The sequence below is a fragment of the Ruegeria sp. CDSA021 genome, from assembly GCF_059612325.1.
Window position 1 is genome coordinate 1 of record NZ_JBXWQJ010000037.1, and the last position, 6,116, is coordinate 6,116.

A 6,116-nucleotide genomic window follows, 5' to 3' on the forward strand; every position below is an offset into this window, starting at 1 on the left:
CCCCTTCACCGGCGCTGCTGAGGCGGTGCTGACGGGTCGGAGAGACGGCCTGACGGACTGGAAAGACGGTTAGACGCTCAGGAGAGACTGGGGGCATCTTTGGTTAGGGTTTAGGCGGGCGCGCTGATTTGATTGGCGCAACGGTCTGATTTTTGGCTCTTGGTGTTTTGTTCTTTGACATTGATGGATAACTGAAGAGATATGTGGGCGGTTTGGTTCGTTTTCGACGGATTGAATGTCTGTATATCGCGCTGGTAGGTTTCTCGAGTGATCGGGGCCGATGATCCAGTGTCAGCTTCACTGTTTGAGTGGTTCACTGATTTCTTAGGAAGTCTGTGTACATCAAACAGAAGACTTCATCAGGATTAGCCTCCTGATGAGATGTGCAGAGGTTCGAACGTCATGGATAGGTTAGCAATAGCCTTTCAACTTGAGAGTTTGATCCTGGCTCAGAACGAACGCTGGCGGCAGGCCTAACACATGCAAGTCGAGCGCACCTTTCGGGGTGAGCGGCGGACGGGTTAGTAACGCGTGGGAATATACCCTTTGGTACGGAATAGCCTCTGGAAACGGAGAGTAATACCGTATGAGCCCTTCGGGGGAAAGATTTATCGCCAAAGGATTAGCCCGCGTTAGATTAGGTAGTTGGTGGGGTAATGGCCTACCAAGCCTACGATCTATAGCTGGTTTTAGAGGATGATCAGCAACACTGGGACTGAGACACGGCCCAGACTCCTACGGGAGGCAGCAGTGGGGAATCTTGGACAATGGGCGCAAGCCTGATCCAGCCATGCCGCGTGAGTGATGAAGGCCTTAGGGTCGTAAAGCTCTTTCGCCTGTGAAGATAATGACGGTAGCAGGTAAAGAAACCCCGGCTAACTCCGTGCCAGCAGCCGCGGTAATACGGAGGGGGTTAGCGTTGTTCGGAATTACTGGGCGTAAAGCGCACGTAGGCGGACTGGAAAGTTGGGGGTGAAATCCCAGGGCTCAACCCTGGAACTGCCTCCAAAACTATCAGTCTAGAGTTCGAGAGAGGTGAGTGGAATTCCGAGTGTAGAGGTGAAATTCGTAGATATTCGGAGGAACACCAGTGGCGAAGGCGGCTCACTGGCTCGATACTGACGCTGAGGTGCGAAAGTGTGGGGAGCAAACAGGATTAGATACCCTGGTAGTCCACACCGTAAACGATGAATGCCAGTCGTCGGGTAGCATGCTATTCGGTGACACACCTAACGGATTAAGCATTCCGCCTGGGGAGTACGGTCGCAAGATTAAAACTCAAAGGAATTGACGGGGGCCCGCACAAGCGGTGGAGCATGTGGTTTAATTCGAAGCAACGCGCAGAACCTTACCAACCCTTGACATCCTAGGACCGGCCCAGAGATGGGTCTTTCACTTCGGTGACCTAGTGACAGGTGCTGCATGGCTGTCGTCAGCTCGTGTCGTGAGATGTTCGGTTAAGTCCGGCAACGAGCGCAACCCACATCCTTAGTTGCCAGCAGTTCGGCTGGGCACTCTAGGGAAACTGCCCGTGATAAGCGGGAGGAAGGTGTGGATGACGTCAAGTCCTCATGGCCCTTACGGGTTGGGCTACACACGTGCTACAATGGCAGTGACAATGGGTTAATCCCAAAAAACTGTCTCAGTTCGGATTGGGGTCTGCAACTCGACCCCATGAAGTCGGAATCGCTAGTAATCGCGTAACAGCATGACGCGGTGAATACGTTCCCGGGCCTTGTACACACCGCCCGTCACACCATGGGAGTTGGTTCTACCCGACGGCCGTGCGCCAACCTTTCGAGGAGGCAGCGGACCACGGTAGGATCAGCGACTGGGGTGAAGTCGTAACAAGGTAGCCGTAGGGGAACCTGCGGCTGGATCACCTCCTTTCTAAGGATGTTCCTGGCATCTTGAGCTTGCTCTTGATCGTGGAACACTTAGCAGAAGATCAACAAACAAAGTTGGTCAAACTCATGGACCGAGCCGTCCTCATATCTCTTCAGAACATATCAGGCCCGCAACGCTGTGAGGTCTGGCCCTCCGTCGTCGCTTGCTAGCAAACGACGTAATCGGGCAACGTCGATTTTGCTTTTGCAAAATCAACTGGGTCGGTAGCTCAGGTGGTTAGAGCGCACGCCTGATAAGCGTGAGGTCGGAGGTTCAAGTCCTCCTCGACCCACCAATAACTTTTGGGGCCTTAGCTCAGCTGGGAGAGCGCCTGATTTGCATTCAGGAGGTCAGGAGTTCGATCCTCCTAGGCTCCACCATTTGCCTTCGATTTGACCGTTAAGCACCATTTTGGTTCTTCACCGTCCAATCGGACGTCGCTTCTTCGGAAGCTTTGACATCGTATAGAGAGAAATCAATCAACACTGTTTGATCGCGCCGAGTGTGGCGCTGATCTCGGTCGGTTCTGCCGTTTGGCAGACGGCACGGTTTGGGTCTAGCCGGCCCTGTCTCGTGTATCCCGGTCGAAACGAACAGAGTTGTCCAAGTCTAATATACTAACCCGAGCGACCTGCGTTGATCAGCTGCACGGCTGAGAGACCATATGGGGTTGCTCAATTGTCCTCGTCCAAGTGGCGGGGGCGGGAAATGTATGTTTTTGGTTCAGAAGAACAGATGACCTTTAGTTACCAGCTGGGTCATCGTGATTGATTTGATTACTAGCGCAGCTTTGGTTGTGTGCGGTCAAACGCACTCAAGTCGCCGAAGAGGCGGTAGTGCCAATATCAAGTCTTTCTTTTTCTGGATCAAATCAAGCGCGAGAAGGGCGTTTGGTGAATGCCTTGGCAGCAAGAGGCGATGAAAGACGTGATACTCTGCGATAAGCCATGGGGAGCTGAGAATAAGCTTTGATCCATGGATTTCTGAATGGGGCAACCCACTTGAAAGCTCTCTATTGTTACCCTCTGGGTAATCAATAGGTGGCTTAATCAAGTATTTATGACCTGAATACATAGGGTTATAAAGGCAAACCCGGGGAACTGAAACATCTAAGTACCCGGAGGAAAGGAAATCAATTGATACTCCCCTAGTAGCGGCGAGCGAACGGGGACCAGCCGAGCCGGATAAGTGAGAAGAACATGTTGGGAAGCATGGCCATAGCGGGTGACAGCCCCGTATTCTAAGCTTTGACGGACGTATTAAGTAGGGCGGAACACGTGAAATTCTGTCTGAAGATCGGAGGACCACCTTCGAAGGCTAAGTACTCCTTGCTGACCGATAGTGAACCAGTACCGTGAGGGAAAGGTGAAAAGCACCCCGACGAGGGGAGTGAAACAGTACCTGAAACCGAACGCCTACAATCAGTCGGAGGATCCTCGAGATCTGACGGCGTACCTTTTGTATAATGGGTCATCGACTTGGTCTCACGAGCAAGCTTAAGCCGTTAGGTGTAGGCGTAGCGAAAGCGAGTCTTAATAGGGCGTATGAGTTCGTGGGATCAGACCCGAAACCGAGTGATCTAGGCATGGCCAGGTTGAAGGTAAGGTAACACTTACTGGAGGACCGAACCCACATCCGTTGAAAAGGATCGGGATGAGCTGTGCCTAGGGGTGAAAGGCCAATCAAACTCGGAGATAGCTGGTTCTCTGCGAAATCTATTTAGGTAGAGCGTCATCCGAATACCCCGGGGGGTAGAGCACTGGATGGGTAATGGGGCCCCACAGGCTTACTGATCCTAACCAAACTCCGAATACCCGGGAGTACTAGATGGCAGACACACTGCGGATGCTAACGTCCGTAGTGGAGAGGGAAACAACCCTGACCTACAGCTAAGGCCCCCAATTCATGGCTAAGTGGGAAAGCAGGTGGGACGACCAAAACAACCAGGAGGTTGGCTTAGAAGCAGCCATCCTTTAAAGATAGCGTAACAGCTCACTGGTCTAAATAAGTTGTCCTGCGGCGAAGATGTAACGGGGCTCAAGCCATGAGCCGAAGCTTAGGATGCCGTAAGGCATGGTAGCAGAGCGTAGTGTGACATAAGACTTATCCTGTATTGCCGCCGGTCATTTGGTGCGCGTAAGCGCTCAAGTAGCCGAATAGGCGGTAGCGCAGGATCGAGTCTTTTCGATGAAGCCGGCGCGTGAGCGATCCGGTGGAGAGATCACTAGTGAGAATGATGACATGAGTAGCGACAAAGAGTGTGAGAGACACTCTCGCCGAAAGTCCAAGGGTTCCTGCTTAAAGCTAATCTGAGCAGGGTAAGCCGGCCCCTAAGCCGAGGCCGAAAGGCGTAGGCGATGGGAACTAGGTTAATATTCCTAGGCCGTGGAGTGGTGACGGATCTCAGAGGTAGTTCATCCTTATCGGATTGAATGGGCTGCTGAGAGGTTCCTGGAAATAGCCCTCCTATAAGACCGTACCCTAAACCGACACAGGTGGACTGGTAGAGCATACCAAGGCGCTTGAGAGAACGATGTTGAAGGAACTCGGCAAAATACCTCCGTAAGTTCGCGAGAAGGAGGCCCGGTTCCTAGGCAACTAGGGGCTGGGGGCACAAACCAGGGGGTGGCGACTGTTTATTAAAAACACAGGGCTCTGCGAAGTCGCAAGACGACGTATAGGGTCTGACGCCTGCCCGGTGCCTGAAGGTTAAAAGGAGAGGTGAGAGCCTTGAATTGAAGCCCAGGTAAACGGCGGCCGTAACTATAACGGTCCTAAGGTAGCGAAATTCCTTGTCGGGTAAGTTCCGACCTGCACGAATGGCGTAACGACTTCCCCGCTGTCTCCAACATCGACTCAGCGAAATTGAATTGCCTGTCAAGATGCAGGCTTCCCGCGGTTAGACGGAAAGACCCCGTGCACCTTTACTACAGCTTCGCACTGGCATCAGGATTGTGATGTGCAGGATAGGTGGTAGGCTTTGAAGCAGGAACGCCAGTTCTTGTGGAGCCTCCCTTGAGATACCACCCTTCGCACTCTTGATGTCTAACCGCGGTCCGTTATCCGGATCCGGGACCCTGCGTGGCGGGTAGTTTGACTGGGGCGGTCGCCTCCTAAAGCGTAACGGAGGCGCGCGAAGGTTGGCTCAGAGCGGTCGGAAATCGCTCGTTGAGTGCAATGGCAGAAGCCAGCCTGACTGCAAGACTGACAAGTCGAGCAGAGTCGAAAGACGGCCATAGTGATCCGGTGGTCCCGAGTGGAAGGGCCATCGCTCAACGGATAAAAGGTACGCCGGGGATAACAGGCTGATACTGCCCAAGAGTCCATATCGACGGCAGTGTTTGGCACCTCGATGTCGGCTCATCTCATCCTGGGGCTGGAGCAGGTCCCAAGGGTACGGCTGTTCGCCGTTTAAAGAGGTACGTGAGCTGGGTTTAGAACGTCGTGAGACAGTTCGGTCCCTATCTGCCGTGGGTGTAGGAGACTTGAGAGGAGTTGCCCCTAGTACGAGAGGACCGGGGTGAACGATCCACTGGTGGACCAGTTGTCGTGCCAACGGCAGTGCTGGGTAGCTATGATCGGACAGGATAACCGCTGAAGGCATCTAAGCGGGAAGCCCCCCTCAAAACAAGGTCTCCCTGAGGGCCGTGGAAGACCACCACGTCAATAGGCCGGAGATGTAAGCGCAGTAATGCGTTCAGTTGACCGGTACTAATCGCCCGATAGGCTTGATTTGATCCAGTAATGGAAAGACAAATCAAAAACATACACACCTTTGACTACAGACAGCGCGTGCCAACGTAAACGGCACTGTTGATTGATTATACAACCGAGTGGCAACGCGCATTTGCATGCAAATACGCTGCCTGCCACCCGTCGCGCTTGCTACGCAAGTCGCGACGTGGGGATTTTCCTCGGTTTGGTGGTCATAGCGCAAGTGAAACACCCGGTCCCATCCCGAACCCGGAAGTTAAGCACTGCCGCGCCAATGGTACTTGGGCTTAAGCCCCGGGAGAGTAGGTCACCGCCAAACCTAGAAAAATCCCCCTTCTCTCGTACGATAAAAAAATACGACCCGGTCTCAAACAGCCAAAAAGGCCGTAGACCAACACAAGGCCTCAAGTCGCGTAACCAATAGGCCAACAAAAGTGTCGCGGGATGGAGCAGCCCGGTAGCTCGTCAGGCTCATAACCTGAAGGTCGTAGGTTCAAATCCTACTCCCGCAACCA

General features: G+C 53.2%; 3 tRNA genes and 3 rRNA genes. All 6 read left to right on the forward strand.

Annotated features, from left to right (window positions below):
* Window positions 1-426: 426 nt before the first annotated feature.
* The 6 genes from AC2FLD_RS22200 (at window position 427) to AC2FLD_RS22225 (ending at window position 6,116) form a co-directional block, all read left to right on the forward strand.
* Window positions 427-1,890, forward strand: a 16S ribosomal RNA gene (locus AC2FLD_RS22200).
* Between the two features lie 215 nt (window positions 1,891-2,105).
* A tRNA-Ile gene (locus tag AC2FLD_RS22205) sits at window positions 2,106-2,182 on the forward strand.
* Window positions 2,183-2,191: 9 nt separating this feature from the next.
* Window positions 2,192-2,267, forward strand: a tRNA-Ala gene (locus AC2FLD_RS22210).
* Window positions 2,268-2,756: 489 nt separating this feature from the next.
* Window positions 2,757-5,623 (forward strand): 23S ribosomal RNA (locus tag AC2FLD_RS22215).
* Between the two features lie 182 nt (window positions 5,624-5,805).
* Window positions 5,806-5,920: ribosomal RNA gene (gene rrf, locus AC2FLD_RS22220) — 5S ribosomal RNA — on the forward strand.
* Together the 16S, 23S and 5S rRNA genes with 3 tRNA genes alongside form the textbook arrangement of a ribosomal RNA operon.
* A 119-nt stretch (window positions 5,921-6,039) precedes the next feature.
* Window positions 6,040-6,116: transfer RNA gene (locus AC2FLD_RS22225), tRNA-Met, on the forward strand.